Origin of the sequence: Calidithermus chliarophilus DSM 9957 (assembly GCF_000430045.1) — a bacterium.
GTDB classification, from domain to species: Bacteria; Deinococcota; Deinococci; order Deinococcales; family Thermaceae; genus Calidithermus; species Calidithermus chliarophilus.
Genome location: NZ_KE387023.1, coordinates 1,288,354 through 1,312,172, shown reverse-complemented (window position 1 = coordinate 1,312,172; position 23,819 = coordinate 1,288,354). Strand labels below are relative to the sequence as shown.

Annotated in this window: 23 protein-coding genes and 2 tRNA genes; 15 read left to right on the top strand and 10 right to left on the bottom strand. The window is 68.3% G+C overall.

Features of this window, described 5'->3' with window-relative positions; all coding sequences use genetic code 11:
* Positions 1–21: 21 nt before the first annotated feature.
* The 4 genes from MEICH_RS0106295 (at position 22) to MEICH_RS0106280 (ending at position 3,461) form a co-directional block, all read left to right on the top strand.
* Positions 22–684: a Rad52/Rad22 family DNA repair protein gene (locus MEICH_RS0106295; protein WP_027891906.1), complete on the top strand. Its 663-nt coding sequence runs from the start codon at positions 22–24 to the stop codon at positions 682–684.
* Positions 681–1,439, top strand: a complete 759-nt coding sequence (locus MEICH_RS0106290; RefSeq protein WP_174422430.1) for a metallophosphoesterase — start codon at positions 681–683, stop codon at positions 1,437–1,439. The genes MEICH_RS0106295 and MEICH_RS0106290 overlap by 4 nt, the downstream gene beginning before the upstream one ends.
* A complete protein-coding gene (rsmA, locus tag MEICH_RS0106285) occupies positions 1,436–2,257 on the top strand; it encodes a 16S rRNA (adenine(1518)-N(6)/adenine(1519)-N(6))-dimethyltransferase RsmA (RefSeq protein ID WP_027891904.1) in 822 nt (273 codons plus the stop codon). The genes MEICH_RS0106290 and rsmA overlap by 4 nt, the downstream gene beginning before the upstream one ends.
* Positions 2,258–2,543: 286 nt before the next feature.
* Positions 2,544–3,461 (top strand): carbohydrate kinase family protein, encoded by a 918-nt coding sequence (locus tag MEICH_RS0106280; RefSeq protein WP_027891903.1) that lies wholly within the window; start codon positions 2,544–2,546, stop codon positions 3,459–3,461.
* A gap of 199 nt (positions 3,462–3,660) precedes the next feature.
* Here MEICH_RS0106280 and hisH read toward each other — a convergent pair whose 3' ends face one another.
* From hisH to MEICH_RS0106265, 3 genes are read right to left on the bottom strand one after another with little or no spacing between them, the layout of a single operon-like run.
* The gene (gene hisH / locus MEICH_RS0106275; RefSeq protein ID WP_027891902.1) at positions 3,661–4,257 is read right to left on the bottom strand and encodes an imidazole glycerol phosphate synthase subunit HisH; all 597 of its coding nucleotides are present in this window, start codon (positions 4,255–4,257) and stop codon (positions 3,661–3,663) included.
* Complete coding sequence (gene hisB / locus MEICH_RS0106270; RefSeq protein WP_027891901.1) at positions 4,254–4,838, bottom strand: imidazoleglycerol-phosphate dehydratase HisB; 585 nt, start codon at positions 4,836–4,838, stop codon at positions 4,254–4,256. The genes hisH and hisB overlap by 4 nt, the downstream gene beginning before the upstream one ends.
* Positions 4,831–5,889 carry a pyridoxal phosphate-dependent aminotransferase gene (locus MEICH_RS0106265; RefSeq protein ID WP_027891900.1) on the bottom strand — a complete coding sequence of 353 codons (1,059 nt, stop codon included), beginning with the start codon at positions 5,887–5,889 and terminating at the stop codon, positions 4,831–4,833. The genes hisB and MEICH_RS0106265 overlap by 8 nt, the downstream gene beginning before the upstream one ends.
* 273 nt (positions 5,890–6,162) lie before the next feature.
* Between MEICH_RS0106265 and MEICH_RS0106260 the strand changes: the two genes are divergently transcribed.
* Entirely contained in the window at positions 6,163–7,179 is a 1,017-nt protein-coding gene (locus tag MEICH_RS0106260) for a threonine aldolase family protein (RefSeq protein ID WP_027891899.1), read from the top strand.
* Here the strand turns inward: MEICH_RS0106260 and MEICH_RS0106255 are convergent.
* The 3 genes from MEICH_RS0106255 to MEICH_RS0106245 form a co-directional block, all read right to left on the bottom strand.
* Positions 7,176–7,952: a hypothetical protein gene (locus tag MEICH_RS0106255; RefSeq protein ID WP_027891898.1), complete on the bottom strand. Its 777-nt coding sequence runs from the start codon at positions 7,950–7,952 to the stop codon at positions 7,176–7,178. The two genes, MEICH_RS0106260 and MEICH_RS0106255, sit on opposite strands and share 4 nt — an antisense overlap.
* Before the next feature lie 46 nt (positions 7,953–7,998).
* A tRNA-Ser gene (locus MEICH_RS0106250) sits at positions 7,999–8,090 on the bottom strand.
* A 14-nt stretch (positions 8,091–8,104) separates the two neighbouring features.
* Positions 8,105–8,194 (bottom strand) — tRNA-Ser (locus MEICH_RS0106245).
* Between the two features lie 120 nt (positions 8,195–8,314).
* Between MEICH_RS0106245 and MEICH_RS0106240 the strand changes: the two genes are divergently transcribed.
* Positions 8,315–9,340 (top strand): DUF3298 domain-containing protein, encoded by a 1,026-nt coding sequence (locus tag MEICH_RS0106240; protein WP_027891897.1) that lies wholly within the window; start codon positions 8,315–8,317, stop codon positions 9,338–9,340.
* 478 nt (positions 9,341–9,818) lie between these two features.
* On the opposite strand, the gene MEICH_RS0106235 is transcribed toward MEICH_RS0106240, so the two are convergent.
* Positions 9,819–10,607: an enoyl-ACP reductase FabI gene (locus tag MEICH_RS0106235; protein ID WP_027891896.1), complete on the bottom strand. Its 789-nt coding sequence runs from the start codon at positions 10,605–10,607 to the stop codon at positions 9,819–9,821.
* Between the two features lie 347 nt (positions 10,608–10,954).
* Here MEICH_RS0106235 and MEICH_RS28460 point away from each other — a divergent pair, with 347 nt between their 5' ends.
* Positions 10,955–11,092 carry a hypothetical protein gene (locus MEICH_RS28460; protein WP_157202636.1) on the top strand — a complete coding sequence of 46 codons (138 nt, stop codon included), beginning with the start codon at positions 10,955–10,957 and terminating at the stop codon, positions 11,090–11,092.
* 72 nt (positions 11,093–11,164) lie between these two features.
* On the top strand, positions 11,165–11,695 hold the full coding sequence (locus MEICH_RS0106225) for a DinB family protein (RefSeq protein WP_027891895.1): 531 nt from the start codon (positions 11,165–11,167) through the stop codon (positions 11,693–11,695).
* A gap of 258 nt (positions 11,696–11,953) precedes the next feature.
* On the opposite strand, the gene MEICH_RS0106220 is transcribed toward MEICH_RS0106225, so the two are convergent.
* Positions 11,954–12,196 carry a hypothetical protein gene (locus MEICH_RS0106220; RefSeq protein WP_027891894.1) on the bottom strand — a complete coding sequence of 81 codons (243 nt, stop codon included), beginning with the start codon at positions 12,194–12,196 and terminating at the stop codon, positions 11,954–11,956.
* A 9-nt stretch (positions 12,197–12,205) separates the two neighbouring features.
* Positions 12,206–13,408: a citrate synthase family protein gene (locus MEICH_RS0106215; protein ID WP_027891893.1), complete on the bottom strand. Its 1,203-nt coding sequence runs from the start codon at positions 13,406–13,408 to the stop codon at positions 12,206–12,208.
* A gap of 76 nt (positions 13,409–13,484) precedes the next feature.
* Here MEICH_RS0106215 and MEICH_RS0106210 point away from each other — a divergent pair, with 76 nt between their 5' ends.
* The 7 genes from MEICH_RS0106210 to MEICH_RS23910 all read left to right on the top strand — a co-directional run bounded on the left by MEICH_RS0106210 (position 13,485) and on the right by MEICH_RS23910 (position 22,997).
* Positions 13,485–14,807: a pyruvate carboxyltransferase gene (locus MEICH_RS0106210; RefSeq protein ID WP_027891892.1), complete on the top strand. Its 1,323-nt coding sequence runs from the start codon at positions 13,485–13,487 to the stop codon at positions 14,805–14,807.
* A 502-nt stretch (positions 14,808–15,309) separates the two neighbouring features.
* On the top strand, positions 15,310–15,816 hold the full coding sequence (locus MEICH_RS0106205; protein ID WP_027891891.1) for a (2Fe-2S)-binding protein: 507 nt from the start codon (positions 15,310–15,312) through the stop codon (positions 15,814–15,816).
* Between the two features lie 90 nt (positions 15,817–15,906).
* Positions 15,907–18,291 carry a xanthine dehydrogenase family protein molybdopterin-binding subunit gene (locus MEICH_RS0106200; RefSeq protein WP_027891890.1) on the top strand — a complete coding sequence of 795 codons (2,385 nt, stop codon included), beginning with the start codon at positions 15,907–15,909 and terminating at the stop codon, positions 18,289–18,291.
* Positions 18,292–18,384: 93 nt separating this feature from the next.
* Entirely contained in the window at positions 18,385–19,245 is an 861-nt protein-coding gene (locus MEICH_RS0106195; protein WP_027891889.1) for an FAD binding domain-containing protein, read from the top strand.
* Between the two features lie 247 nt (positions 19,246–19,492).
* Positions 19,493–20,398 carry an AAA family ATPase gene (locus MEICH_RS0106190; protein WP_027891888.1) on the top strand — a complete coding sequence of 302 codons (906 nt, stop codon included), beginning with the start codon at positions 19,493–19,495 and terminating at the stop codon, positions 20,396–20,398.
* Positions 20,395–21,615, top strand: a complete 1,221-nt coding sequence (locus MEICH_RS23915; protein WP_036218387.1) for a vWA domain-containing protein — start codon at positions 20,395–20,397, stop codon at positions 21,613–21,615. The genes MEICH_RS0106190 and MEICH_RS23915 overlap by 4 nt, the downstream gene beginning before the upstream one ends.
* Positions 21,616–21,746: 131 nt before the next feature.
* Positions 21,747–22,997, top strand: a complete 1,251-nt coding sequence (locus tag MEICH_RS23910) for a TCR/Tet family MFS transporter (RefSeq protein ID WP_084542204.1) — start codon at positions 21,747–21,749, stop codon at positions 22,995–22,997.
* A gap of 332 nt (positions 22,998–23,329) precedes the next feature.
* Here the strand turns inward: MEICH_RS23910 and MEICH_RS0106175 are convergent, their stop codons facing one another.
* A complete protein-coding gene (locus MEICH_RS0106175) occupies positions 23,330–23,809 on the bottom strand; it encodes a macro domain-containing protein (RefSeq protein WP_027891887.1) in 480 nt (159 codons plus the stop codon).
* Between the last annotated feature and the right edge of the window lie 10 nt (positions 23,810–23,819).

Genomic DNA, 23,819 nt, shown 5'->3' with positions numbered 1-23,819 from the left:
ATTTGAGTAAAATGAAAGCCAATGAATTCCGATGCCTGGGAAATTCTGGCCGAGCCTTTCGCTCCGGGTGAAGTGCAGTGGCGGGTGGAAGCCCTCTCCAAGGACAAGCGCCGGGCCATGGTGGTGCCCTACATCGACGCGCGCAACGTGCTCGACCGGCTCGACGAGGCGGTGGGGCCGGAGGGCTGGCAGGACAGTTACGAGGTGCTCACGGCGCAGGAGGGCAGCTTCGCGGTGCGCTGCCGCCTGAGCGTGCTGGGGGTCTCGAAGGAGGACGTGGGCGAGGGCGAGAGCCTCAAGGCCGCCTTCTCCGACGCCCTCAAGCGCGCAGCCGTCAAGTTCGGGATCGGGCGCTACCTCTACCGCCTCGAGAAGCAGTGGGTCGACCACGACCCCGACACCGGGCGCTTCACCCCGCCCCAGATCGACGGCCACCCCCAGCCCGAGCGCCCCGCCCCCCGGCCCAGCAGCGCCGAGGCGCCCCAAGCCCCCGAAGCCCCGGCCGAGCCGGAGAAGCCCGAGCCGCAGGAGCTCATCGACCGGCTCATCGACCGGCTCAAGGAGATGGGGCTGGGCAAGGAGGTGGCCCGCGTGGTGATGAAGTACCAGGGCTACGGCAAGAACCTCGACGAGACCCGCCAGCTCTACGGCGAGCTGCGCGCGCTGCTCAAAGGGAAGTCATGATCAAGGTCATCGCCATCGGCGACCTGCACGCGGAGTTCCCCCGGCTGTGGCGGGCGCTGCGCGGGGCCTACCTCGCCGGCGACGACTTCCTCCCCACCGAGCCCGTGCAGGAGGGCCGCTTCCGCGTGGTGATGATGGGCGACCTCATGCACCCCAAGACCCTCGAGCACTACAGGCGCCTCACCGGCCTCGACGACTTCTCCCCCGCCGACCCCGTCCACCTGCGCATGGCGGCCAAAGCCCAGATCCGCGAGATGTACCGCGTCAAGCGCTACCAGGAGGCCGCGCCCGAGCACGTGACCATCCTGCTGGGCAACCACGACCACGCCGCCGCCACCGGCGACTTCGTGCTGGGCAACGCCTACCTCGAGCACTACGAGTTCCACCCCGAGCACGGCGGCATCGACATGCCCGAAGACCTCAAGGCCTGGCTGCTCTCCTTCCCCACCGAGATCAACCTCTACGGCGTCAACTTCTCGCACGTGGGCCCGGTCCCCTGGCTCCAGACCTACGACGCGATGTTCTACAACGGGCGCGAGGCGAAGGAGTGGTGGCAGCACAACCCCGACTACGTCACCCGCATGGGCCACAAGTTCGGGGTCTACGGCCACACCGTCATGAAGGAGGGCATCCAGGTCTTCGAGCACCTGGCCCTCATCGACGCCTTCGACCAGGACCAGTACCTCGAGCTCTACCTCGACGACGACCACCTCGAGGTGCAGGTCGCCCACGTGCAGCCCCTGACGCCGCAATGAACCTCACCTCCCTCTCCACCGTGCGGGAGCTGCTCGAGCGGCACGGGCTGCGGGCCGACAAGCGCTTCGGCCAGAACTTCCTCGTCGACGCGCACTACCTCCGGCGCATCGTCGAGGCGGTGGGCTTCGCCCCGGGCGAGACGGTGTGGGAGGTGGGGCCGGGCCTGGGCACCCTCACGAGGGCGCTGGCCCTGGCGGGGGCCAAGGTGGTGACTCTGGAGATGGACCGGCGCCTGGAACCCGTCCACGCCGAGACCCTGGCCGGGCTCGACGTGAGGGTGATCTGGGGCGACGCGCTGGAGTTCGACTGGACCCAGGTGCCCCCGCAAAGCCTCTTCGCCGCCAACCTCCCCTACAACGTCGCCACCCCCCTCCTGACCGAGCTGCTGCGCTCGGGACGCTTCCGCCGCATCATGGCGCTGGTGCAGAAGGAGGTGGCCCAGCGCATGGTGGCCCAGCCCGGCAGCCCCGCCTACGGCGTGCTGAGCCTGCGGGTGCAGCACCACGCCAAGGCCAAGAAGCTCTTCGACCTCCCCCCCGGCGTCTTCCACCCCGCCCCCAAGGTCACCAGCTCGCTCGTCCGCCTCGACCCCCAGCCCGTCCCCGACGACCCCGCCCTCTTCCGCCTGGTCGAGGCCGCCTTCAACCAGCGCCGCAAGACCCTGCGCAACGCCCTGGTGAGCAAGGGCTACCCCGAAGCCCGCGTCACCGAAGCCCTAAAGCGCCTCTCCCTCCCCCCCCAAGTACGCGGCGAAGCCCTCTCCCTCGAGCAATTCCGCGCGCTCGAGGGAGTGCTCTCAGGGGTCGATGGTCGATAGTCGATGGTCGATAGTCGATGGTCGATAGTCGATAGTCGATAGTCGATGGTCCAGGGTCGAGGGCCAAGGCGTCTGGCGTTTTGCGTCTTGCGTTTGGCGTTCGGCGTTCGGCGTAGGACGTACGACGTCCGACGTACGACCCACGCCTAGCACTCAGCCAGCAGCGAACCCCTTGTTATGGATTTCCCAACCTGTCCGACGTATACTCCGAAACGAAGCGATAAGGCTTCCTGCGGTACAATGACCTTGTTACCCAGGAACTCCAAGGCGCAGGGAGGCCGGAGTTATGCGTTTTTTTGTTTTGGGAGACGTCTCCGTAGACCTAATCTACTTTCTTGAACGAATTCCGGAACCCGGCGAGGAGGTGCCTGCGCAACGGGCCCTGATGAAGCCGGGGGGGGCGGGGGGTACCCTGGCGGCGCAGTTGGCCAGCCTGGGGCACAAGGTGTTCCTGGCGGGGCGGGTGGGCGAAGACCCCTTCCGCCGCGTGGCCTTGAGCGAGCTCGAGCGCACCGGCGTGGACCTGCGCTACCTGCAGGAAGACCCCGAGCGCCAGACCTCGAGCATCCTGATCCTGGTGGTGCCGGGCGGGGAGCGCTCGATGATCTCGGCCGGGGGCGCCAGCCGCTACCTCGACGCGGCCGAGTTCAAGGCCAAGCACCTCGACCAGGTGGACGCCCTGGTGCTCTCGGCCTATGCCCTGGTGGGCGGGCCGCAGCGCGAGTACGCCGTCAAGGCCCTCGACACCGCGCGCAAGCGCGGGCTGCCCATTTTCGTCGACCTCGGCACGGGCGCGGTACGCTCGGTGGGGAAAACCCTGCTGGAGTACGTGCGCGGCGTGCCCTACATCACCATGAACCAGCAGGAGTTGCTGGCCCTCACCGAGACCGACTCCATCAGCGAGGGGGTGGGGGCGCTGCAGGGGTACGGCCTCGAGAACGTGGTGGTGAAGGTGGGGGCGATGGGCTCCATCGTGGTCACCGCCAAGCAGCAGGAGCTCGTCGAGCCCTTCCCGGTGGAGAACGTCGTGGATACCACGGGGGCCGGCGACGCCTTCACCGCCGCCTTCGCCCACGCCGTGATGGAGGGCCGGGACCTGGTGACGGCTGCCCGCTTGGGCAACCTGGCCGGAGCGCTGGCCGCGACGGCCATCGGGGCGCAGGGGCGGCTGGTGACCCAGCAAGACCTGTTGCAGACGAAGTAGGCGGAGGTGCCGCGCGGGGCGTGCGTAGTACGCCCAACGCCCAACGTCGAACGCGAAACGCAAGACGCAAGACGCAAAACGCAAAACGCCTGGTTCCCCCCTTAGCAAGGGGGGCTGGGGGGATACCCCCTCCCCAACCCCGAGCCGGAGTTGGCCTATTGGGAGTCGCTGCGCCCGCCGGTGGCCCTGATCCGGGCCTTCAAAGCCGCTTGAAGTAGTCCTGAACGGCCCGCAGCAGGCTCAGCCCGCTTTCGCCGCTCTTCTCGGGGTGGAACTGCGGGGCCACCACGTTGCCGTGGGCGTACACGGCGGTGAAGCGGGTGCCCGCGTACTCGCTGACGCCCACGCTGCCCTCGAGCACGGGCGCGTAGTAGGAGTGTACGAAGTAGAAGTAGCGGCCCGACAGGGCCTCGAAGGCGCCCCTGTACTCCACGGTGTTCCAGCCCATCTGGGGCACCCGGGGGGCCGTGAAGCGGGCCAGCGTGCCGGGGACTAAGCCCAGCCCGGCCACCTCGGGGGCTTCTTCGGAGCCCTCGAAGAGGATCTGCATCCCCACGCAGATGCCCAGGAAGGGCTTCCCGGCGGCGATGTGCTCGCGCACGGCGCCCTCGAAGCCGGAGGCCTGGAAGGAGCGCATGACCTGGCCGAAGTGGCCCTGGCCGGGCAGCACCAGCAGGTCGGCGGAGCGGGCGTCGGCGGGGTCGTGGGAGACCTTCACGCCGTAGCCGGTGGCCTCGAGCGCCTTGGCCGCGCTGCGGAGGTTGCCCGAGCCGTAGTCGATGAGCAGGGTCTTCACAGGCTTTCCTTGGTGCTGGGTAGGTCGTCGCGGGTGAGGCGGGTGGCGGCGTGGAGGGCGCGGGCGAGCGCCTTGAAGCCGGCCTCGAGCACGTGGTGGGCCTCCCGGCCCGCCAGCAGGCGCAGGTGGAGCGTCATGCCCGCGTGGTTGCACAGCCCGCGCAGGAACTCGCGCAGGTGGTAGGCGGTCACGCCCCCGGGCGCCCCGTCGATGGCGAGCTCCTCGGGCGCGAAGGCCAGGTGGGGCCGCCCGGAGAGGTCGAGCACAGCCTGCACCAGCGTCTCGTCCATGGGCACGGTGGCCTCGCCGTAGCGCTCGAGCCCCCGCCCGTCGCCGATGGCCTGCTTCAGCGCCTGCCCCAGCACGATGCCGGTGTCCTCGACGAGGTGGTGGGGCTCGACCTCGAGGTCGCCCTTGGCCTCCACGACCAGCCGGAAGCGCCCGTGGCGCTGGAAGGCGTGGAGCATGTGGTCGAGGAAGGGCAACCCCGTGGCGACCTGGCCCTCCACGGGGCCGTCGAGGCCCAGGGTGAGCCGGATCCAGGTCTCGGCGGTGGCCCGCTCGACCGTCGCGCTACGCATGCCCCACCTCGTCCAGGGCGAAGGCGGCCCCGAGGAAGGCGTCGTTCTCGGCGGGCGTGCCCACGCTCACCCGCAGGCAGCCCTCGAGCCCGGCGTAGTGGTCCTGCCGCCGCACCAGCACCCCGCGCTCCGCCAGCCCGGCGAAGGCGGCCGCCGCGTCGGGGGTGCGCACCAGCAGGAAGTTGGTGTGGCTGGGGTAGACACTCCAGGTGGGGTGCTCGAGCAGGGCGTGGTAGAGGCGCTGGCGCTCGAGCACGGTGGCCTGGGCCCGCTCCGTCGCGTAACCCGGCTGCTCGAGCACGGCGAGCAGGATGGCAGCGGTGTGCGCCGGCAGGCCGAAGGGCGGGACCAGGTTCTGCACCACTGCCGCCACCTCCGGCGAGGCCAGCAGGTACCCGGCGCGGATGCCCCCCAGCCCCCAGGCCTTGGAGAAGGTGCGAAGCAGGGCCACGTGGGGGTTGGACCGGGCCAGCGCGCGGTAGTCGGTGCCCGAGAACTGGTGGTAGGCCTCGTCGATCACCAGCAACCAGCCGCTCTGGGCGGCGTGCCGGGCCAGGGCCTCGACGTCGGCCGGGGCGAAGAGCGCCCCCGTGGGCGCGTGAGGCACCGGCAAAAAGAGCACGCCGGGCTCGCCCTCCATGGCCCCCAGCAGCTCCTCGAGCGGCAGCTCGAAGCGCCGCCCCAGCCGCACCGCGTGGTAGGGCGCCGCGTTGATCTTGGCCGAGAAGGCGTAGTGGGGAAAGGAGGGCGCCGTGTCCAGCACGCAGTTGGTGGCCTGCACCAGGCTCTGGATGAGCAGGTTGGACCCCGGGCTCATCACGACGCCCTCGAAGGGCCACCCCAGCGCCTCGGCCAGCCTCGCCCGCACGTCCTCGGCGTGCAGCTCGGGGTAGCGGTTCCAGGGCAAAGCCGCCAGCCGCTCGAGCGCCCGCTGCTTGAGCGCCGCCGGGAGGTCGAGGGGGCTCTCGTTCTGGTCGAGCTTGACACGCGCCTCGACCTTCTTGTAGGGGTAGCTGGGCAGACCGCGCAGGTGCGGCTTGAAGGCATTCACAAACGCGATTTTACCTTAGCGGGCAGCTATCAGCCGTCAGCTTTCAGCCATCAGCGGGAGGCTCGTGACCCATGGCTCGTGGCCCATGATTACCCCTCCCCTTCCCTCCCCGCACGCGGGGAGGGTTTATCCCCCCCAGCCCCCCTTGCTAAGGGGGGTGACAAGGCGTCTTGCGTTTGGCGTTTGGCGTATTGCGTCTTGCGTACGACGTACGACCCGCGCCCGGCTATCGGCTATAGGCTATCGACCCTCAACCGGCGTAAGCTAAGGCTTATGCACGTAATTGACCTCCGCTCCGACACCGTCACCAAGCCCACCCCCGCCATGCGCCAGGCCATGGCCGCGGCCGAGGTGGGCGATGACGTTTACTCCGAAGACCCCACCGTAAACCGCCTCGAGGCCCTCGCCGCCGAGACCCTAGGCTTCGAGGCCGGGCTGTTCGTGCCCAGCGGGGTGATGAGCAACCAGATCGCCCTGATGCTGCACCTGCGGCGCGGCTACGAGGTGATCGCCCCCGAGGGCGCCCACATCTACGAGTACGAGCCGGGCTCGCTGGCGGTGCTCGCGGGCGGGACCATCCGGCTGGTGAAGGCCCCCTACGGCATCCCCGACCCCGCCGACGTCAGGGCCGCCGTCCACACCTCCATCCACCAAGCGCCCACCGGGCTGATCTCGCTCGAGAACACCCACAACGCCGCCGGGGGCACCGTGGTGGGGCTCGAGGCCCAGCGCGCCGTGCAGCAGGTCGCCCGCGAGGCCGGGCTGCCCATCCACCTCGACGGCGCCCGCCTGTTCAACGCCGCCGTGGCCTTGGGGGTCGCCGCCGCCGAGCTCGCCCGGGGCTTCGACACCGTGTCCATCTGCCTCTCCAAGGGCCTAGGGGCACCGGTGGGCTCGGTGCTGCTGCTGCCCAAGGCGCTCAAGGCCGAGGCCTGGCGCTACCGCAAGATGCTGGGGGGCGGGATGCGGCAGGCCGGCGTGCTCGCCGCCGCGGGAATCCTGGCCCTGACCGAAGGCCCCAAGCAGCTCGCCCGCGACCACCAGATGGCCCGCGCCCTGGCCGAGGGGCTGGTGCGTCTGGGCCTCGAGGTCGACCTCAGGGCCGTGCAGACCAACATGGTCTACTTCAAGCCCAAAGACCCCGCCGGGCTGGCCGCCCGCCTGACGCAAGCCGGGGTTCTCTGCAACGCGCTGGGCGGCAAGATCCGCCTGGTCACCCACCGCGACCTCTCCGACGAGGACATCCCCGAGGCGCTGCGGCGCATCGAGTCGGTGCTGGTGGGGGCCTAGCCCAGCAAGTCGGCGATGCCCAGGCCCTCGGCCAGCCGCCGGGCCTGCTCGAGCGCCCCCGCGTCCCCGCTGACGAGGTGCCACGCCCGGTAGGCCCGGGCCTGGCCGTAGGCGTCGGCCGCGCGCTGGAGGGCCTTCTCGGCCGTCTGGCGGGCCTTGGGCCCCTTGCCCCACTGCCAGTGGGCCTCGGCCAGCAGCGCCAGCGAGAGCGCGGAGAACTCCCCGCCGCCGAACTCCTGCATCCCCAAAGCCTGCCCCAGCACCAGCACCGCCTCCTTGCCTTTTTCCTGGCGCAGGAGGGCCTGCCCCTGCATCAGCAGGGCCATCAGCGCACGCTCCTTGTCGGAAGGGGCCTTCAGCTCGGCCTCGCTCAGCCGCAACACCTCCTCCGCCGGCAGCGCCAGGCTCAGCCCGTGCATGGCCGAGTGCAGCCAGGCCCGCTCGGCCTCGAGCCAGGTCTGAAAGGCCGCATGCCCGCTCCTGAATCCCGGCAGCAGCGTGCCGTACAGCCCCCAGGCCTCCAGCCAGCGCCGCCCCCGCAACGCCCGGCGCAGCGAGCCCAGGTCGCTCTCCCCCGCCCAGGCGAAGCTCTCCCCCCGGGCCACGACCCCCTCACCCCAGGGCGTCGCGTGCAACGCCTGCAGCGCCGCCCCCAGCGGCACCACCGAGCGCACCTCCTCCCGCAGGGCCTCCCCCCGGGCGCAGAGGTAGGCGAGGAGCTCGAGGCCGGGCGAGGGGATGGCGGGGGTTTGGCCCAATAACCGCAGGTGCATCCCACGGATTATCGCAAAAACAAAAGAGCCCGGACGGGCTCTTGCTTGGCGGAGAGGGAGGGATTCGAACCCTCGATAGGGGTTACCCCCTATGCAGGTTTAGCAAACCTGTGGTTTCAGCCACTCACCCACCTCTCCAGGCTGATCTTGTTTGGCGGAGGGAGAGGGATTCGAACCCCCGATGAGCTTGCGCCCATAACGGTTTTCAAGACCGCCGCCTTCAACCGCTCGGCCATCCCTCCATGGGCAACCCGAAGCCGGGTCACTGGCCGCTCTACTACTATGCGAAAGGGGGGCCTTTCTGTCAAGTTGGACCGGCCCCACTGCAACACAACCCGCGCCGGGCTGGCTATGCTTGGGGCATGCGCTTTCACCGGCTGTTCCTGGCCCTCCTTCTGCCCCTCGCCCTGGCGGCCACGACCCCCAACCCCGAGCAGGTGTTCCGGGGCCGCCTCGAGGTCGGCCCCCAGAGCCTGCCCGTCCGGATGAACCTCAAGACCAGCGGCGGCAAGGCCACCGGCTCCTACGTCTACGAGAAGATCGGCAAGCCGCTGCGGCTGGAGGGGAGCCTCGAGCAGGGACGCCTGAAGCTGCGCGAGTACGCCGGAGGGCAGCTCACCGGGAGCTTCGACGTGCGGATGGGCGAGGGGAGCCTTGAGGGCACCTGGACCAGCCCCGACGGCAAGCGCAAGGGCAAGGTCAGCCTCACCCGGCAGGACCACCGCTTCGCCCAGGCCCGCCTGACCACCAGGGTCATCGCCGACGCGAAGAGCGGGCTCGAGGTGCTCTACCCCCAGTTCGGCGGCGTCGAGAAGGCGGCGGGCTGGAACCGGGTCAACCAGGCGCTCGCCCAGGAGCCCACGCGCCTCGTCCAGCAGTACCGCCAGGACTACGCCGAAGCCCTCGACCGCTTCCGCAAGGGCGAGATCGAGCGCTGGCAGCTCGAGATGGGCGCCCTCGAGCTCGACTACCAGCTCCTGTTGGGCACCGACCGCCTGCTGAGCGTGGTCATGACCGGCTACGGCTGCGGCCCCGGCGGCTGCGCCCACCCCAGCGGCTTCGTGCAGGCCTACACCCTCGAGCCCCCCACCGGCAACCGCGTTGCCCTCAGCCAGCTCTTCAAAAAAGGCAGCAACTACCTGGCCCGCCTGCGCGAACTCGGCGTGGAAATCGCCACCAGCACCTACGACGCCTCGGCCCGGGAAGCCATCGAGCAAAACCTCGACCCTCGCTACCTCCAGTGGGCCCTAAGCCCCAAGGGCTTGCACGTCTACTGGTCCGTGCCGCACGTGCTGGGCGACTACATCGAGACCGTAATCCCGCTGTCGAGGCTGGAGGACGTGCTCGAGGCCGGCGGGCCGATCGGGGTGCTGAGGGAGGGGCGATAGTCGATGGTCGATGGTCGATAGCCCATAGCTGATAGCCGAACGCCTTTTGAAATCGATCATCCACTGGGGTTGTGCCCGCCCCGCAGGCCGACTACAGCCCCACTTCCCCGTGGAAGGGCGCTCGGTGGTCGCTGCCGTGCCCCAGTCGTGACTATGCGGCTCACGCGGGAGGGGGTGAGGGAGGTGGCGCAGACGAGCATGCCGCCGGCCCCGGCGGCATGTCTGCGAGTCCCTCGGGGGAGCCCAGGGGGAGCAGGTTTCCGGCGTATGCCGGATCGCGTACCGCGATGCCCTCGCCACGTGGAATGGCCTCCCCCTACACCCTCCGACGGCGGAACCGCGGTCGCCAAATCAAAGCACCGCAAACCGCCCCTCCCCCACCAGCAAGCAGAGAAAAAGGCGCTCACCGTGAACGGTGAGCGAATGTTCCACGCCTAGCTATCGGCTATGGGCTACCAGCTATCGGCACCTCTCTACGCTATTCCTCGCCGAAGTCCATGCCCATGATGCTGTAGCCGGCGTCTACGTAGATCGTCTGGCCGGTGGTGCCGCTCGAGAGCGGCGAGAGCAGGTAAAGGCCCAGGTTGCCCACTTCCTCGTGGGTGATCATGCGCTTGAGGGGGGCGATGGCGTTGTACTTGGCGGTCATCTTGCGGAAGCCGGGGATGCTCATGCTGGCGACGGTGCGGATGGCCCCGGCCGAGACCGCGTTGACGCGCACGTTCTTAGGCCCGAGGTCGTAGGCGAGGTAGCGCACGGTGGCCTCGAGGGCGCTCTTGGCGATGCCCATGACGTTGTACTTGGGCACCACCTTCTCGGCAGCGTAGTAGCTGAGCGTCACCACCGAGGCCCCCTCGTTGAGCAGGGCTTCGGCCTCGCGCACCACCGCGAGCAGGGAGTAGGCCGAGACCTGCAGGGCCAGCGTCCAGTCCTCGCGGGTGGTCTCGATGTAGCGGCCCTCCATCGCAGGCCGGGGCGCGAAGGCGATGGAGTGCACCAGGCAGTCCAGGCCGCCCCAGGCCTCCTTGAGGTCGGCCATCATGGCCCGGATGGCCTCCTCGTTGGTCACGTCGACCTCGTACAGGCGCACCCCGCTCATGCCCGCGGTGAGCTTCTCGATCTTCTCCTTCAGGCGTTCGCCCTGGTAGCTAAAGGCCAGGCTCGCCCCCGCCTGGTGGAGCTTCTGGGCGATGGCCCAGCCCAGGCTGCTCTCGTTGGTCACGCCCATTACCAATGCTTTTTTGCCCGACAGGTCGATCGAAACCATAGTGATGAGTATCTTATCCCACCTTTCCTGGAGCTGGCCCTGAAAGCACGGGCCGATGAAAGCATCAGGAGAAGGAGGCCAATGAATCTTTATTAAAAGCACTTACAGCCATTAGTTCGCGTCAAGAAGTACCGAGTTCAAATAACGCGATGGGGACATTCTTCCCTCTCACGAATCGTTTGTATTTGCGTAGGCTTTGTGCTACAAATTGATGCACCCCTTAATCCCCAACGTCGAACCCAAATCAGGAGGAGGGTCGTATGTCACTGAAATACCCGAAGAGCAGGACGGGCGAAAAGGTCGAATGCCGTTGGGTTCCGGGGACGCTCGATCGCATACGGCTGCGTTTGGAGGACAGCGAACTCGAGGTCGGCATTGACCAGTTCGAGCGGGTGCTGGGCGGGCACGCCCTGCACGACCTCTACCTCAAGGGCGTGGTCCGGCTGAGCCTCGACGCGCAGGCCCGCCACAGCCTCATCAGCTAAAACCCCGCCCATCCGCGGGCGGCCCCGAGGGGCCGCCCGCCTCGCACCGCCTGGGCGCCGTAGAATGCCCCCATGCTCACCGACCCAACCTTCCTCCAGCGCTTCGGGGATAAAGCCCACTGCCTGCGCCACCTCGAGCGCTCCAGGCGCGAGCTTTTGCACCACCTCGAGACCATCCCCGACGAGGCCTTCTTCCGCCAGCCCGACCCCGAGACCTGGAGCGTCGCGCTGCTGATGGAGCACGTCGCCCTGGCCGAAAACTCCTTCGCCCGCGTGATCCGCCGCCTGCGCCGCGTCGCGCAGGGGGAGGCGCTCGAGGCCGTGAGCGTGCCGGCGGGGGAGTGGCGCGAGGGCAGGGCCCAGGCCCCGGCCGTCATCCGGCCCAAGGGCGGCCTGGACAAGGCCCAGATCGCGCAGCTCCTGGCCGAGCAGCGGGCCTTCCTGCTGGGAGAGGCGGAGAAGAGCGGGGAGCTGCTCGAGCACCCCGCCACCTTCACCCACGCCTTCTTCGGCGACCTCAACGGCCTGGGGTGGCTGCAGACCGCCGTTTTCCACGAGCGCCACCACCTCGCCCAGATCCCCGCCCGCCTCGAGGGGGCGTAATTTCCCCGTCCAGGCCGGGCTTCTTGCATACCACTTTACATTTTTGCATATCCGGTTATACTGAGGATATCAGCGGCCGAGAGCCGCGATTTTTTTGTTAAACGCCGGTAGCCGGGCGCGGGTCGTACGTTTTAGGTCTTACGTCGTACGTCCTACGTCGTACGCCGGACGCCTTGGCCCTAGACCCTTGACAAGCCACGAGCCACAGACCATTAGCCTTTAGCCCCCAACCCTGCCTGCGGCCAATAGCTCGCCTCGCTAGTTCAACCACCGGCTCCGCTGGTAAGGGCACTCGGCCATGTGGGGGCATTTGCGCCGTCCCTGGCGGAGGGCTTCTACTTCGGCGTTGTTGAGCCGGTCGCCGCAGAGGGGGCAGCGCAGGCGGCTCGAGCTGCCGGGGAGGGACGCGCTGCCGAAGCGCTTGGGCCAGAAGGCCCGGCCGATGCGGAATAGGAAGTACACCGCGAGGCCGAGGATGAGGGCGGCGAGCAGGATGTCCACGGGTTTATCTTAGGGCGGAGTCGGTCCAATGTACCGTGCCCTGGGGCGGATTAGTCGGCCGCCGCGGTACTCCTCGAGGGCGTGCGCGACCCAGCCCGCCGTGCGGCCGATGGCGTAGACCCCCATCGCCGCGCCGGGGGGGAGCCCCAGCACGCGGGCGAGGGCCGCGAGGCCTAAGTCGATGGTGGGCTGCTGGCCCAGCTCCTGCTGCACCTGGCCGACGACCTCCCGCACCAGCGCCAGGGCCGGGGCGTCGCCGTGGCGCGCGTCCAGCGCATCCAGCAGCGCCCGCCCGCGCGGGTCGCCTTCGGGGTAGATCTTGTGGCCGAAGCCGGGCACCCCCTCCCCCCGGCGCAGGTGGGCGGCGAGGGCGGCGCGGGCTCCGGCCGCCTCGGCCTCGCGCAGGAAGGCCTCGACGCGCTCGACCATGCGCCCGTGGCGGCTGCCCTGGAAAGCACACAGGCCCGCCAGCACGGCGGCGTAGGGGGTCGCCCCCGCCGAGGCCACGCAGCGCACGGTGAAGCTCGAGACGTTGAGCTCGTGCTCGGCGCACAGGATCAGGGCCTGGTCCAGCAAGGGCGCGGCAGCGGTGCCGCGGGTCCAGGCCCGGCTGAGCGCTTCGGCCAGGGGACGGGCCTGGGGGTCGTGGCCGGTGGCTACCGTCACCAGCAGCCGCAGGACGCGGGTCGCGGCTTGGCTCACCGCGGGGGGGCTGAGGTCGTAGGCGGCGAGGTCCTGGGCGGCGGCGAAGGGCAGCACCGCCTGGAAGGCCTCGACCGGGCTCAGCCCCTTGAGCTCGCCCCGGAGGCGCTCGAGGGCTCGAGGGGGGCTGAAGGGGCTGTGAAACAGCGCCTCGGCCTCCTCCATCCGGCCGGTCCACAGCAGGGCTGTGACCTGCTCGAAGGCGGCGCGGCGGGAAAGCTCCACCGCGTCGTGGCCGCGGTAGAACAGGCGCCCGTCGCGGATGAGGCAGAGGCTCGAGTCGAGCACCGGGGCGCCCCAGTGCAGGGCCTCCTGCACCGCCTTGGCGGGGTTTCGGCGCTGCTCCTTGCGCTGCAGCAGCCGCTCGACGTCCTCGGCCAGGTAGTCGCGCTCGCGGTTCTTGCCGCCGGGCTGGGAGCGGATCAGGCCCCGGCTCACGTAGGCGTAGAGGGTGGCGCGGCTGACGCCTAAGCGGCGGGCGGCCTCCTCGGCGCTGAGGTATCGGGCCATGCCGCAGCTTACCTCGGAATAGCTTGATTTTGTAGTCAAGATTGACAACGTTGTGCGGCGGTTCTACCGTCGAGGCATGAGCAAGGTCGAGGACGTTTCCCAGCCCGAATACTTCCCCCAGGCCTTCCCCCGCGACGGGTTCCCGCGGTTCGTGTGGGAGGAGCGCCCCGCCACCCTCCCATCGAGCGCCTGGACCACCGAGACTACCCACCGCGACGGGCAGCAGGGCGGCCTGCCGCTCAGCGTGGAGCAGGGGGTGCGCATCTACGAGCTGATGTGCGCCTTCACGGGCCAAAGCGGGGCCATCCGGCAGGCCGAGTTCTTCGTCTACCGGCCTTCCGACCGGGCCATGCTCGAGGCCGCCCTCGAGCGCCACCGCTCCGGCGCCCCGGTAGAGCCCACCACCTGGATCCGCGCGACCCGCAAGGACGTCGAGCTCATCCGCAGCCTGGGCGTGCGGGAGACCGGGATGCTGGCCTCGGCCTCCGACTACCACACCTTCCACAAGTTCACCCCCGGCGGGCGGGCCCAGGCCGCCCGGACCTACCTCGAGGCCGTGCGCACCGTGCTCGACGCGGGCATCCGGCCCCGGCTGCACCTCGAGGACGCCACCCGCGCCCCCCGCGGGTTCGTGCTGCCCTTCGTGGAAGCGGTGCTCGAGGCCGCCGCGCCCTACGGCGAGGCCCTGCGCCCGAAGTTTCGGGTCTGCGACACCATGGGCCTGGGCCTGCCCTACGAGGGCGTGGCCTGGCCGCGCAGCGTGCCCGGCATGATTCGTGAGCTGCGGGCCCTGGGCCTGCGGGCGGAGGACCTCGAGTTCCACCCCCACAACGACACCCACCTCGTCGTCGCCAACTGCCTGGCCGCCGTGCAGGCCGGCTGTGCGGCCGTCAACGGAACGCTGCTGGGCAAGGGCGAGCGCACCGGCAACGCGCCCTTGGAGGGGGTGCTGCTGCACCTCATCGGCATGGGCTACTTCGCCGGCGAACAGCCCGACTTCCGGGCGCTGAACGCGCTGGCCGAGCTCTACGAGCGCATGGGCCAACCCCTCCCCGCCAAGTACCCCCTCTACGGCAAGGACGCCCACCGCACCCGCGCGGGCATCCACGCCGACGGGCTCAACAAGTTCTGGTGGATGTACGCCCCCTTCGACGTGCCGGGGCTGCTGGGAAGGCCGCTCGAGGTGAGCATCACCAAGGAGTCGGGGCTGGCGGGCCTGATCTTCCTGATCAAGCAGCACACCGGCCTCGAGCTGCCCAAGGACGACCCCGAGCTGCAAGCCCTGCACGCGTGGGTACAGGCCGAGTTCGAGGCGGGGCGGCAGACGGCGATCGAGTGGGAGGAGATTGGGCCGAGGCTCGGGAGGGTCGATGGTCGATGGCCGATGGCCGATAGCTGATAGCCGATAGCCAAACGCCAGACGCAAGACGCAAGACGCCTTGTTCCCCCCTTAGCAAGGGGGGCCAGGGGGGATAAACCCTCCCCGCCGGCGCGGGGAGGGTTGGGGTGCCTTTCACCACGAGCCACGGGCCTCCCACCTCCTAACCCGCCTTTGTGCTTGTCCTCGCAAACGCTCGACAACCAAGGTGAAAAATCGCGTTTCGCACATGGTGCGAATGCGTTGGATTTCTTGAAAAGGCGGGAGGTTTAAGGGGTATAGTGGTTGGCGAACAGTTATTTCAGGACGGGAAGCGACCGGCCTACCGGGCTCGTCGCAGCGTGATTTTCCCCTCGTCAAGCCCCGACTCCCAGGAGGTGCAGATTGACGCTCAGCAGTCGCGACGGAAGTACAGGCATCCGCTCGAGCGCACAGGTGCCGGGGGGCCCGGCGCGGGGTCCTGGGCCCCCTGGAAGCCCTGAGGCGTAGGCTCGAGCACGGCTATTGCACGTCAGGAGGCGCTATGGCAGAGAAGGTCAGGATCAGCGTTAACGTCAACGGGGTCCAGCACGAGCACGAGGTCGAACCCCGGCAATTATTGGTGTACTACCTGCGCGAGACCCTGGGGCTCACGGGCACCCACGTCGGCTGCGACACCAGCCAGTGCGGGGCCTGCACCGTCAACGTCGACGGCAAGGCGGTGAAGTCGTGCACGATGTTCGCCGTCCAGGCCGACGGCAGCCGCGTGACCACCATCGAGGGACTGGCCAAGGATGGGAATTACCACCCCGTTCAGGAAGGCTTCTGGGAAAAGCACGGCCTGCAGTGCGGCTTCTGCACCCCCGGCATGATCATGGCGGCGGTGGATTTGCTCAACAAAAACCCCAACCCCAGCGAGGGGGAAATTCGCCACGCGCTCGAGGGCAACCTCTGCCGCTGCACCGGCTACCAGAACATCGTGCTGGCCATACAATACGCCGCCGCCAAGCTGCGCGGCGAGCCGGTGACGGGAGCGGTGGCGGACGACTAGAGATGCCGATGGCTGATAGCCGATGGCAAAAGCGAAAAAGCTATCAGCTATGAACCACGAGTTATCAGCGCGACCGAAGGGGGCACAAATATGGCTGATGTGACCAAGATGGTTGGGAAAGCCATCAAACGCCGCGAAGACCCCAAGCTGATCCAGGGGCGGGGAACTTTCCTGGACGACATCAAGCTCCCCGGCATGCTCCACGCGGCGGTGGTGCGCAGCCCTTACGCGCACGCCAGGATCAAGCGCATCGATGTGTCCAGGGCCCTGGCCTATCCCGGCGTGGTGGCTGTGTTCACCGGCGAGGACATGATGGACATCAACCCCATGCCCGCGGCCTGGCAGGCGGGTGGGGTGAAGAGCAACGCGGTAACCCCCAGGGCCCTGGCCGTAGGCAAGGTAACCCACGTGGGCGACGGGGTGGCGCTGGTGGTGGCCGAGGACAGGTATACCGCCCGCGACGCCGTAGACCTGGTCGAGGTGGAGTACGAGCCCCTGCCGGCAGTGGTGGATGCTCGCAAGGCCACCGAACCCGGTGCGCCGCTGCTGCACGAGGTAGCCCCTAACAACATCTGCATGGAGTGGGAGTGCGGCAGCAAGGAGAAAGCCGATGCCGCCATCGCCGGTGCCGAGGTGGTGGTCAAGGAAGAGATCATCAACCAGCGCCTGATCCCCACCCCCATGGAAACGCGGGGCTGCGTGGCCCGCTACGACGTGGCGACGGGTGAGTTCACGCTGTGGATGACCTCGCAGGCACCGCACGTTCACCGCCTGCTGCTGACCGCCTTCGTCTTCGGCATCCCCGAGACCAAGCTGCGCTGCATCGCGCCCAACGTGGGAGGCGGCTTCGGGCAGAAGATTTTCTGCTACGCCGACTACGCCTTCACCATGTGGGCCGCGCGCAAGCTGGGTCGCCCGGTCAAGTACGTCGAGGACCGCTCGGAGAACTACAAGGCCTCGACTCACGGGCGCGACCACGTCACCGAGGTGGAGATCGCCGGGACCCGTGACGGCAAGGTCACGGGGCTGCGCGTGAAAACCTGGGCCAACCTGGGCGGCTACTTCTCCACCATCGCCGGAGGGATTCCCACCACCCTCTACGGGCGCATCACCACCGGGGTGTACAAGATTCCCGCCGCACACGTCAAGGTCTGGGGCGTGTACACCAACACTGCGATGGTGGACGCCTACCGGGGCGCGGGCCGTCCCGAGGCCAGTTACCTCATCGAGCGGATGATGGACCGCTTCGCCGCCGAGATCGGCATGGACCCAGCCGAGGTGCGGCGGAGAAACTTCATCCAGCCCCAGGACTTCCCCTACGACAACGGCCTGGGCATGCTGCCTTACGACAGCGGCAACTACGAACCCGCGCTGAATAAGGCCCTGCAAATGGTGGATTACGAGAACTTCCGCAAAGAACAGGCCGAGGCTCGCAAGCAAGGGCGCTACCTGGGGCTGGGCATCAGTTCCTACGTGGAGATCTGCGGGGTGGCCCCCAGCGCCTGGATCGGCGCGGTGGGCCAGGGTTGGGGCGCGGGCCTGTTCGAAAGCGCCAACGTGCGGGTCCACCTCACCGGCAAGGTGGTGGTGACCACCGGCTCGCTGCCGCACGGACAGGGGGTAGAGACCACCTTCGCCCAGATCGTGGCCGACGAGCTGGGCGTGCCCTACGAAGACGTGACCATTGAGTGGGGCGACACCCTGGCGGCCCCCTTCGGCTACGGCACCTACGGCAGCCGCAGCCTGGCGGTGGGCGGAACGGCGGTGCACAAGAGCGTGCAGAAGATCAAGGAGAAGGCCAAGATCATCGCCGCGCACATGCTCGAGGCCGCTCCCGAAGACATGGTCTTCGAAAACGGCAAGGCCTACGTCAAAGGCTCACCCGACAAGGCCAAGACCCTGGCCGAAGTCGCCCTGCAAGCCTCGCTGGCCTACAGCCTGCCGTCGGGGGTGGAGCCCTTCCTCGACGAGACCACCTACTACGACCCGCCCAACTGCACCTTCCCCTTCGGCACCCACATCGCCATCGTGGAGGTGGACACGGACACGGGCAAGGTAGACCTCAAGCGCTACGTGGCGGTGGACGACGTGGGCAACATCATCAACCCGCTGATCGTGGAGGGCCAGCTTCATGGCGGCATCGCTCAGGGCGTAGCCCAGGCCCTCTACGAGCACGGCTACTACGACGAAGACGGCGAGCTTCGCAGCTCCAACCTGCTCGAGTACGCCGTGCCCACTGCCGCCATGCTGCCCAGGTACGAGTTGGGCCACACCGTCACCCCTTCCCCCGTGAACCCCATGGGCGTGAAGGGCGCGGGGGAGGCTGGAACCATCGCCAGCGCGCAGGCGGTGATGAACGCCGTGATCGACGCGCTTTCACCCTTTGGCATCAAGCACCTGCAGATGCCGGCCACCCCGGAAAAAGTCTGGCGGGCCATCCAGAACAGCCGGCAGATGGGCCAGGCCGCTGATTAGAGTCGCGCGTCATACGCCACGCCGTACGTCCCATGTCAAGAGCATCCGGCGTAAGACGTATAGCGTACGACGTACGACCCAAACGGAGGTTCCATGTACACCGCTGAATTCACCTACCACCGGGCCAAAAGCCTCTCCGAGGCCCTGCAGATGCTTCAGCAAAACCCCGAGGCCAAGCTGCTGGCAGGAGGCCACTCGCTGATCCCGGCCATGAAACTGCGGCTGGCGACTCCCCCGGCCCTCATCGACATCTCGAGGGTGCCCGAGCTGAAGGGTATCCGCCGTGAAGGCAACACCCTGGTGATCGGCGCGGCGACCACCTACTACGAGATTGAAACCTCGGACTTGATCAGGCAAACCATACCCGCCCTGCCCGAGGCCATCGAGCAGATCGGTGATCCGATGGTACGCAATAAGGGCACCATCGGCGGCTCGCTGGCCCACGCTGACCCTGCCGCCGACCTTCCCGCCGTGGTGCTGGCCCTGGATGCCAGGCTGAAAATTCAGGGGCCCAGTGGAGCCAAGGTAGTAGACGTAGACTCGTTTTTCCAGGGCATGTTCACCACCGCTGTTGGACAGGACGAAATCCTCACCGAGATCCACATTCCGCTCAGCTCGGCCAGCCCATCGGCCCATGCCCCCACACAGGCTGTCCGGATGGCGTACGAGAAGTTCCCCCACCCTGCTTCCCGCTACGCCGTAGCCGGGGTGGCGGTGGTGATCGGGGTGAGCGGCGTCCGGGCCGCCTTCACCGGCGCGGGCGAGCACGCCATGCGCCTGAGCAAGCTCGAGCAGGCCCTCTCCGGCAAACCCCTCGACCCCCAGACCGTCGAGGCCGCCTGCCAGAACTTGGTGGACCCGGCGCAGCTCATGGGCGACCACAACCACTCCGCCGAGTACCGCGCCCACCTCATCGACGTGCTGGCCAAGCGGGCGCTGCTGCGGCTGGTTTAGCGCTCGGGATCGAGTGCTGAATGCCGGGCGCGGGTCGGACGTCGTACGTCCTACGCCGTACGCCAAACGCCAAACGCCTTGTTCCCCCCTTAGCAAGGGGGGCTGGGGGGATAAACCCTCCCCGCGTGCGGGGAGGGTCGGGGTGGGGGTAACCACAGGCCACTAGCTGACGGCTGACCGCTGATGGCTGAAAGCTAAGTGTCGCTCGCCTTGCGTTTGGCCCTCGGCATTCGGCGAAAATGGAGCCATGACGCCCTCCACCGTCGAGGAGACCCTCGCCGCCCTCGAGGCCCACCGCTACATCGCCGACAAGGGGCTGGCGGTCTCGGTGTTCTTAGCCCTCAAGCTGGGGCGGCCCCTGCTGCTGGAGGGCGAGCCCGGCGTGGGCAAGACCGAGATCGTGAAGGTGCTGGCCGACATGCTTTCCACCCGCCTGATCCGGCTGCAGTGCTACGAGGGCCTGGACGTGAACAACGCGGTCTACGAGTGGGACTACGCCCGCCAGATGATGCAGATCCGGCTGCTCGAGGCCTCCGGCGAGCGCCAGGCCGAGCGGGTGCGCCACGAGGTCTTCGGGCGGGAGTTCCTGCTCGAGCGCCCCCTGCTGCAGGCCCTCAAGAGCGTGGACGGCAAGGCCCCGGTGCTGCTCATCGACGAGCTCGACCGCGCCGACGAGGAGTTCGAGGCCTTCTTGCTCGAGTTCCTCTCCGACTGGCAGATCACCATCCCCGAAGTGGGCACGGTGCGGGCCGAGCGTCCCCCGGTGGTGGTGATCACCTCCAACCGCACCCGCGAGATCCACGACGCGCTCAAGCGCCGCTGCCTGTACTTCTGGATCGACTACCCCTCCTTCGAGAAGGAGTACCGCATCGTGCGGGAGAAGGTGCCCGGCGTGCCGGAAAAGCTGGCGAGGCAGGTGGTGGCCTTCGTGCAGGAGCTGCGCAAGGAAGACCTCTACAAGGCCCCCGGCGTGGCCGAGACCCTCGACTGGGCCGCCTCGCTGATGGCGCTGGACGCGGTGGCGCTCGAGCCCCAGGTGGTCGAGGAGACCCTGGGTGCGCTGCTGAAGTACCAGGACGACGTGATCAAGACCAAGAGCATGGCCCACGACCTGCTCGAGCGGGCCGAGAGCAACGCAGTCAGCCCCGCATGACCCCTTCCCTCCCCAGCGGTCACCTGCTGGCCCACGTGGTGCGCTTCACCCGGCTCCTGCGCGAAGGGGGGGTGGTGGTGACTCCGGGCCAGACCATGACCTTCGTCCGTGCTCTGGAGCAGATTTCCCTCCTCGACGCCGGCAGCTTCTACTACGCCGCCAGGACCAGCCTGCTCACCCGGCGAGAGGACTACGACCGCTTCCACGCGCTGTTTGTGCGCTTCTGGCGGGAGTTCGATAGCGAGAACAGCCTGAGCGAGTTGTTCAAGGACGCGCTGGGGCTGCTGCCCGCCAAACCCCGGCCCCGCCCGCTGGAGGTGGCGTCGGTGCCCCGCTCGGGCGAAGCGCAATCCGATAAGCCGCCCGTTCCCCTGGTAGACCGCAGCCTCACCTACAGCACCGACGAAACCCTCAAGCAGCGCTCCTTCGAGGCCATGAGCGCGGAAGAAATCGAGGTCGCCCGCCGCCTGCTGCAGGACTTCGACTGGCGTATCTCCGAACGTCCTACCCGAAGGCTCCAGCCCGCCGGCTCGGGAGCTTTGCTCGACCTGCGCCGCAGCTTCCGCAAGGCGCTGAAGCACCAGGGCGAGTTCGTGCGGCTGGCCTGGCAGGGGCGCAAGACCAAGCCCCGCCCCCTGGTGGTGCTGGCCGACGTCTCGGGCTCGATGGAGCGCTACGCCCGCATGCTGCTGCACTTCCTGCACGCCTTCGCCCAGGCCCAGAACCGCCAGGGGGTGCGCACGGTGGAGGCCTTCGCCTTCGGCACCCGCCTCACCCGCATCACCCGCCCCATGAAAAAGCGCAGCGTGGACGCGGCCTTGCTCGAGGTGGGTCGGCTGGTGAAGGACTGGTCGGGGGGTACGCGCATCGGCGGCAGCCTGCGCGAGTTCAACCGCACCTGGGCCAAGCGGGTGCTGGGGCGCGGCGCGGTGGTGCTGTTGATCTCCGACGGCTGGGACCAGGGCGACCCCGAGCTGCTGGCCTTCGAGATCGAGCGGCTGCAGAAGTCCTGCCACCGCCTGATCTGGCTCAACCCCCTGCTGGGCACCCCCGGCTACCAGCCGCTCACGCGGGGCCTGGTGGCCGCGCTGCCCTTCGTGGACGACTTCCTACCCGTGCACAACCTCTACAGCCTCGAGCAGCTCGCCCGCGCCCTGGAGAGCCTGCCCGAGCGCGGCGGCCCCCGGCGCTCCGGCCTCGCTAAGGCCCCGGCGTAAGGCCCGCCCACCGTTACGCTTTATACATGATCCAAGCACCGGAATGGGTCTGGAACATACCGCGCGCTCGAGGTATCCTACAACGTCATGCGCGCGGCGCCGGAATTGCCGCGCCTCGCGGGAGGAATTGAGTGAAACGTCAGGCCAGCATGGTTTTCATCCTCGTCAGCGTGCTCATCAACGTGATGGGCTTGGGGCTGGTGATCCCGGTCCTGCCCAAGCTCATCGAGGCGTTGGCCGGGAGCGTGCAGGCGGGGGCCTATTTCAACGGCATTTTCATCGCCGTCTATGCCGCCATGCAGTTCGTCTTCGCCCCCGTCCTGGGGCGGCTGAGCGACCGCTACGGCCGCCGGCCGGTGCTGCTGGCGGCCTCCTTCGGCACCGCACTCGACTACCTCATCGCCGCCCTCACCCCCGCGCTTTGGCTGCTGTTCGTGGCCCGGCTGGTCGCGGGCATCCTGGGGGCGAGCTTCAGCACCGCCAACGCCTACATCGCCGACGTCTCTAAGCCCGAGGATCGGGCCAAGAACTTCGGCCTCATCGGGGCGGTGTTCGGGCTGGGCTTCATCCTGGGGCCGGGCATCGGGGGGGTGCTGGGCCAGATCGACCTGCGGCTGCCCTTCTACTTCGCCGCGCTGCTGGCCTTCCTCAACGGGCTCTACGGCTGGTTCGTGCTGCCGGAGTCGCTCAAGCCGGAGAACCGCAACCTGAGCCGCACCTCCAACAACCCCTTCGCGGCGCTGGGCATCCTGACCCGCACCCCGCTGCTGCTGGGCCTGAGCGGGAGCGTGCTGCTGATCAACCTGGCCTTCCAGATCCTGCAGACGGTGTGGGTGCAGTACACCACCTACCGCTTCGAGTGGAGCATCCTCCAGACCAGCCTCTCGCTGGTGCTGGTGGGCATCACCGCCATGCTGGTGCAGGGCGGGCTGGTGCGGGTGGTGGTGGGGCGGCTGGGCGAGCGGCGCTCGGTGCTGCTGGGGCAGAGCGCGGGGATCGTGAGCTTTACCCTCTACGGCCTGGCCACCCAGGGCTGGATGATGTACGCCACCATCCTGCTGGGCTCCATCGGCAACGTGAGCCAGCCCGCCAGCCAGGCGCTGATCTCGAGGTCGGTCTCGGCCCGCGAGCAGGGCGCCGTGCAGGGCGCGTTGAGCGCCCTGGTGAGCCTCACCGGCATGGTGGGCCCGCTCTTCGGCGGCTTCCTGCTGGGTCAGGTGGCCCGCCCCGAGGTGCCCTCCTGGCTGGTGGGGACGCCCTTCTTCGTGGGCGCCCTCCTGTACGGGCTGGGCTTCCTCAACACCTGGCTGACCTTCCGCCGGGTGCCCCCAGGGGAGGCGGAAGGGGTGCCGGTTGCGGCGCCGGTGGCGGAGCGTGTGTGAGGGAGGTCGAGGGTCGATGGTCGATAGCTGATAGCTGATAGCCGAACGCCCAACGCCTAACGCCGGTCGTACGTCGTACGCAAAACGCAAAACGCAAGACGCCAGACGCCTTGGCCCTAGACCCTTGACGAACCACGGGCCACGAGCCATACGTCATACCAGATTCGGTCAGTTCGTTCCCGAATGGGGACGACCTGACCCGACCGAAGGGATACGCTTTCTTCGCCGGCCGTCAGGGAGGGGTGTGCTCTAGGATTCAAAAAGATAGCCTCTGAAGGTCTTTCGTTTGGGTGATTATCTTTTTGAATCCGGTATCACTGGCTTCCTCTGCCCTAAAGCTGTGCCCTTATCGCGTCTGCGTCGGCTTGGGAGTAGCCGTAGAGGGTTACTTCCAGGCTTTCGTGGGCGGAGCGGAGTTCCTCGAGCATCACGCCGATCACGCCGTCGCGGGGGAGGCCGGCGACGCCGGTGCCCAGGAGGGGGAAGGCGACGGTTTTGAGGCCGTGCTCGAGCGCCAGGCGCAGGGCGTGGCGGGTGGCGGAGCGGACGGTTTGGAGGGTGGCGGGCTCGTCGCCCATGGCCGCCGCGTGGATGACGTGCCGGGCCCTCAGGCGGCCCGCGCCGGTGATGGCGGCCTCCCCGACGCGGATCTTGCCGTGGCGGTAGCACTCCTCCTGGATCTCGGGGCCGCCCTTGCGGGCGATGGCCCCGGCCACCCCGGAGCCGAGGACGAGGTGGTTGTTCGCCGCGTTGACGATGGCGTCCCCTGCGAAGTCGGTGATGTCGCCCTGGGCGACGTGGATGCGGGCCATAGCTAGAGTG

Bases quoted from the DNA above. Each gene is read 5' to 3' on its own strand.
- MEICH_RS0106295 (WP_027891906.1), top strand. From the start codon at position 22: ATGAATTCCGATGCCTGGGAAATTCTGGCCGAGCCTTTCGCTCCGGGT.
- MEICH_RS0106290 (WP_174422430.1), top strand. From the start codon at position 681: ATGATCAAGGTCATCGCCATCGGCGACCTGCACGCGGAGTTCCCCCGG.
- rsmA (WP_027891904.1), top strand. From the start codon at position 1,436: ATGAACCTCACCTCCCTCTCCACCGTGCGGGAGCTGCTCGAGCGGCAC.
- MEICH_RS0106280 (WP_027891903.1), top strand. From the start codon at position 2,544: ATGCGTTTTTTTGTTTTGGGAGACGTCTCCGTAGACCTAATCTACTTT.
- hisB (WP_027891901.1), bottom strand. From the start codon at position 4,838: ATGCGTAGCGCGACGGTCGAGCGGGCCACCGCCGAGACCTGGATCCGG.
- MEICH_RS0106260 (WP_027891899.1), top strand. From the start codon at position 6,163: ATGCACGTAATTGACCTCCGCTCCGACACCGTCACCAAGCCCACCCCC.
- MEICH_RS0106255 (WP_027891898.1), bottom strand. From the start codon at position 7,952: ATGCACCTGCGGTTATTGGGCCAAACCCCCGCCATCCCCTCGCCCGGC.
- MEICH_RS0106240 (WP_027891897.1), top strand. From the start codon at position 8,315: ATGCGCTTTCACCGGCTGTTCCTGGCCCTCCTTCTGCCCCTCGCCCTG.
- MEICH_RS0106235 (WP_027891896.1), bottom strand. From the start codon at position 10,607: ATGGTTTCGATCGACCTGTCGGGCAAAAAAGCATTGGTAATGGGCGTG.
- MEICH_RS0106225 (WP_027891895.1), top strand. From the start codon at position 11,165: ATGCTCACCGACCCAACCTTCCTCCAGCGCTTCGGGGATAAAGCCCAC.
- MEICH_RS0106215 (WP_027891893.1), bottom strand. From the start codon at position 13,408: ATGGCCCGATACCTCAGCGCCGAGGAGGCCGCCCGCCGCTTAGGCGTC.
- MEICH_RS0106210 (WP_027891892.1), top strand. From the start codon at position 13,485: ATGAGCAAGGTCGAGGACGTTTCCCAGCCCGAATACTTCCCCCAGGCC.
- MEICH_RS0106205 (WP_027891891.1), top strand. From the start codon at position 15,310: ATGGCAGAGAAGGTCAGGATCAGCGTTAACGTCAACGGGGTCCAGCAC.
- MEICH_RS0106200 (WP_027891890.1), top strand. From the start codon at position 15,907: ATGGCTGATGTGACCAAGATGGTTGGGAAAGCCATCAAACGCCGCGAA.
- MEICH_RS0106195 (WP_027891889.1), top strand. From the start codon at position 18,385: ATGTACACCGCTGAATTCACCTACCACCGGGCCAAAAGCCTCTCCGAG.
- MEICH_RS0106190 (WP_027891888.1), top strand. From the start codon at position 19,493: ATGACGCCCTCCACCGTCGAGGAGACCCTCGCCGCCCTCGAGGCCCAC.
- MEICH_RS23915 (WP_036218387.1), top strand. From the start codon at position 20,395: ATGACCCCTTCCCTCCCCAGCGGTCACCTGCTGGCCCACGTGGTGCGC.
- MEICH_RS0106175 (WP_027891887.1), bottom strand. From the start codon at position 23,809: ATGGCCCGCATCCACGTCGCCCAGGGCGACATCACCGACTTCGCAGGG.